The following is a 3667-nucleotide window of genomic DNA, read 5'->3' on the forward strand; positions in this document are numbered from 1 at the left end:
AGGCTCCCTTTGCTAGAACCCCCGCCCATTCGGCGGGGGTTTTGCTATTGGTTTCGACAAAAGAAAAACCCCCTTCCTACTCTCTCCTCTCTCGCTTCTCCTCCTCCTCGGCGACGTTGTGCAGATAGCGCTAAGATCTAGCTTGAAACCAGATCAGGAGTGACATTGTGAACATCGGGGAGGCCGCGCGCGCATCTGGCGTGAGTGCAAAGATGATTCGCTATTACGAAGGGGTTGGTTTGTTAAGTCCCGCGCAGCGTACCGATGCCGGCTATCGAATTTATCGCGACGAGGAAGTTCACTTGCTTCGCTTTATTCGTCAGGCGCGCCGCTTGGGCTTCCTGGTTGAGGACATCCGGAAATTGCTCGCGCTCTGGCAGGACCGTTCTCGGGCAAGCGCGGAGGTCAAGGCGATCGCACTGGGACACGTGGCGGACCTTAACCATCGCATTGCCGAATTGACCGACATGAGGAATACGCTGGCGAACCTTGCCGCTCACTGCCACGGCGATGACCGTCCAGATTGCCCCATTCTGGAGCGCCTGGCCGATTGTTGTGATGCATCAAAGTAGTGCGCGGACATTGTCTTTCAAGCGCTCGCCCTAAGATCAGACTAATAGAAAAATCAAAGGCTTACGTTCAACGCTTACCGGCTATTCCAAAATGGAATGGGCTGTATTCGAGCATTTCACTAGCAAGCTGGTGCATTCCAGCTATAATCGGGTTAACCCTATATGGGATATCCCTGACATCGATTCACCAGGGATCTGAACCTTCCTTGGAGAGCCACCATGTTTGCCTACATCGTTGAAAAGCTGAGTAACTGGTTTGAGTCCGCAGAACGTAACCGCCGCGAAGCCTACCTGGCCGGATCGAGCGACATCGTTCAACTCGAACAACGTATCCGTTCGCTGGAAGTTAACGGCTATTCGCTGTAAGTGATTTTTGCCGTCGAGCCATCCCGTGCCGAAGTTGGCGCGATGAGATAAGAGCCCCGTACCGTCGGGGCTTTGTCTTTTGCGTTTGCCGGAAAGACTGGCGTGGGCGGAGCGGCGGCGTTATGGTGAGATGTCCCTACACCTGTCGGAAGACATCGATTCTCATGTCAATAGCTCATTGTCTTTTCCGCTCGGCAACGTATCGCCTCGGCATGCTGATCATGGTGTCGGGGATTGCGCTGTCGGTCAGTGCGGAGCCTGGCAGGGCACCGCTAATCCTCGATACCCAAAGCGGGATCCACGACGGCCAGAGCGGGACCGTCCTTCAGAATGCGCCGTTATCACGCGCGCCGATTGCGGCACCTGCGCAGATGGCTGCGCCAGCGGAACTGGCACCCAACTCCGGAATGCCGGTGATCGTCGCTCCCTATATCGAGATCCCTGCCTGGAACCCCCAGCAGCCGCGGCAATCGCGCCAGTGAGCGAGTGCGGATCAATTGCCGCGCTGCTCGATCGTGAACTTGGCCCCGTTGTCCTGTCCTAGCGCATCGACGAGATAGGGCAGGGCCTCCTTCATCGCTTCCGCCAGCGTATAAGGCGGATTCAGGATAAACATGCCACTGCCGAACAAGCCAAAGCCGTCGGTGGGCGGGCGGCTGACGGTCAGCGCGAGATGCAGCCAATTGTTAGGCTGCAGACGCTTCAAGTGATCAGGAAATTTCTGCGATTCGGGGCGGCTCACCTGCGGATACCAGATCGCATAACATCCGGTTGCGAACCGCTTGAGATTCTCCTCGACACAGGCAAGCGTGCGTGCGTAATCGCGCTTGTCTTCGTACGAGGGATCGATCAGCACCAGCGCGCGGCGGGGCGGAGGCGGCAACAGCGCCTTGACGCCGTCGAAGCCGTCACCCGAATAGATCATCGCGCGCCGTCCCGCGTCACGGAAGTTGTGGCGGAGCACGTCGATTTCCGTGCTGTGCAGTTCGAACAGACGCATGCGGTCTTGTTCGCGCATCAGGCGCCAGGCGAGGTAGGGCGAACCAGGGTAGTAGCGAAGCTCGCCGTCGTCGTTCAACGCCCTGACTTCGTCGACGTAATCGGACAGTGCGGCAGGCAAATTCGCGGCACTCCAGATCTTCTCGATCCCGGTGCTGAACTCGGCGGTCTTCGCCGCGTAGCCATCCAGCAGTGAATAGACTCCGGCGCCGGCGTGCGTATCCACATACCAATACGACTTGTCCTTCTTGTTCAGGTATTGCAGCAGTTGGACGACAACAGCGTGTTTGAGCACATCTGCGTGATTGCCGGCGTGAAAGCCGTGACGATAGCTGAGCATGGCGACAGGAAAACCGAGCGAAACGTGAAGTGGCCGAGCCTCCCGCGCGACATCGCGCAATGGGATGCAGGGGCGGGTGTGGCCGGCTGATGCGGTCGCGTATTGTACGCGACGTCACCCGGGTTGCCGTTATTGATGGGCATCGCCCACGATTGCCTCGATCTTCTGCTTGATCTCCGGAGTCAGTCTGGCCGCCACCTCGAGCGCGCGCATGTTTTCCGCGATCTGCTCGATGTGCGACGCGCCCGTAATGACGGTACTGACGCGCGGATTCTTGAGTACCCACGCAATGGCGAGCTGGCCGACGCTGCACCCCAGTTCGTCGGCGACGCGAGCAAGCTGCCCGACGATCGCATTTTTCGACGTATCGGTCAGTTGTTCGCTCAGCCAGCCGTAGCCTTGCACTTGCGCTCGGCTGCCGTCGGGAACGCCATGGCGGTATTTGCCCGTGAGCAATCCGGAGGCGAGCGGGCTCCAGGTCGTGAGCCCCAGCCCCAGATCCTCGTAAAGCCGTTGATATTCCTGCTCGACCCGCCGACGATGAAACAGGTTGTACTGCGGTTGTTCCATGGTTGGCTTGTGCAGATGATGCCGCTCGGCGATTTCGTAAGCAACACGGATTTCGTCCGCGCTCCATTCCGACGTGCCCCAGTACAGCGCCTTGCCGCGCGAGATCATGTCGCTCATGGCCCAGACGGTTTCCTCGATCGGGGTGTGGGGATCGGGGCGATGGCAGAAGACGAGGTCGACATAGTCGAGCTGCAGCCGGTGCAGCGATGCGTCGATCGCGTGCAGCAGGTACTTGCGGTTGAGCGTGTGATATTGGTTCGGCGCCTCCGCGAGCCCCCAGAAGAACTTGGTGGAGACGATGTAGCTGACGCGTGGCCAGCCGAGCGACTTCAGCGCCTGTCCCATGATCTCCTCGGACTTTCCGCCTGCGTATACCTCGGCGTTATCGAAGAAATTCACTCCGGCATCCCGCGCGGCGGCCAGCGACTCCCGCGCTGCCCGCTGGTCGACCTGGTTGCCGTAGGTGACCCACGATCCGATCGACAACTCGCTGACCTGCAATCCTGAGCGTCCTAGTCTTCGGTAGTTCATGGCGTCTCCCGTGAGTGTGGCCGATAGCAAGCTTAGCCTGTTTGGGCGCGGCGTGCGGCCCCATTCATGCACAATAGCGGGGTTGTCCGCGGGCCGGCAGTCGGGCGTTCGGCCAGGGTCGAGCGGCCGCCCCGGTTTGGGCCGGACATCATGCTTTCATTGTCTTGTTGATCGAGGAGAGGTGGATGGCTTCGAATTTGAACGGTAAGGTGGCGGTCGTGACGGGCGCGGCGAGCGGCATCGGCAAGGAAATCGCACTGGAGCTGGCGAAGGCGGGCGCGGCGGTGGC

General features: G+C 59.7%; 6 protein-coding genes. 4 read left to right on the forward strand and 2 right to left on the reverse strand.

Annotated features, from left to right (window positions below):
* Positions 1-167: 167 nt before the first annotated feature.
* From cueR to RZR99_RS32300, 3 genes are all read left to right on the forward strand, one after another.
* On the forward strand, positions 168-572 hold the full coding sequence (cueR, locus tag RZR99_RS32290; RefSeq protein WP_323123753.1) for a Cu(I)-responsive transcriptional regulator: 405 nt from the start codon (positions 168-170) through the stop codon (positions 570-572).
* Positions 573-791: 219 nt separating this feature from the next.
* Positions 792-938, forward strand: coding sequence for a DUF3563 family protein (locus RZR99_RS32295; protein ID WP_323123754.1), 147 nt, complete (start codon positions 792-794; stop codon positions 936-938).
* A 212-nt stretch (positions 939-1150) separates the two neighbouring features.
* Positions 1151-1420 carry a hypothetical protein gene (locus RZR99_RS32300; RefSeq protein ID WP_323123755.1) on the forward strand — a complete coding sequence of 90 codons (270 nt, stop codon included), beginning with the start codon at positions 1151-1153 and terminating at the stop codon, positions 1418-1420.
* An 11-nt stretch (positions 1421-1431) separates the two neighbouring features.
* On the opposite strand, the gene RZR99_RS32305 is transcribed toward RZR99_RS32300, so the two are convergent.
* Both RZR99_RS32305 and RZR99_RS32310 read right to left on the reverse strand, forming a co-directional pair.
* Entirely contained in the window at positions 1432-2277 is an 846-nt protein-coding gene (locus RZR99_RS32305) for a 23S rRNA (adenine(2030)-N(6))-methyltransferase RlmJ (RefSeq protein WP_323123756.1), read from the reverse strand.
* A 129-nt stretch (positions 2278-2406) separates the two neighbouring features.
* On the reverse strand, positions 2407-3378 hold the full coding sequence (locus RZR99_RS32310) for a potassium channel beta subunit family protein (protein WP_323123757.1): 972 nt from the start codon (positions 3376-3378) through the stop codon (positions 2407-2409).
* A 185-nt stretch (positions 3379-3563) separates the two neighbouring features.
* Here RZR99_RS32310 and RZR99_RS32315 point away from each other — a divergent pair.
* The coding region (locus tag RZR99_RS32315; protein ID WP_323123758.1) for an SDR family NAD(P)-dependent oxidoreductase at positions 3564-3667 on the forward strand (104 nt) is incomplete at its 3' end.

Source organism: Burkholderia alba (genome assembly GCF_034721475.1).
In the GTDB taxonomy this organism is placed as follows: Bacteria; Pseudomonadota; Gammaproteobacteria; order Burkholderiales; family Burkholderiaceae; genus Burkholderia; species Burkholderia alba.

Coding starts and splice junctions, on each gene's coding strand:
- RZR99_RS32295 (WP_323123754.1), top strand. CDS start 792: ATGTTTGCCTACATCGTTGAAAAGCTGAGTAACTGGTTTGAGTCCGCA.
- RZR99_RS32300 (WP_323123755.1), top strand. CDS start 1,151: ATGCTGATCATGGTGTCGGGGATTGCGCTGTCGGTCAGTGCGGAGCCT.
- RZR99_RS32305 (WP_323123756.1), bottom strand. CDS start 2,277: ATGCTCAGCTATCGTCACGGCTTTCACGCCGGCAATCACGCAGATGTG.
- RZR99_RS32310 (WP_323123757.1), bottom strand. CDS start 3,378: ATGAACTACCGAAGACTAGGACGCTCAGGATTGCAGGTCAGCGAGTTG.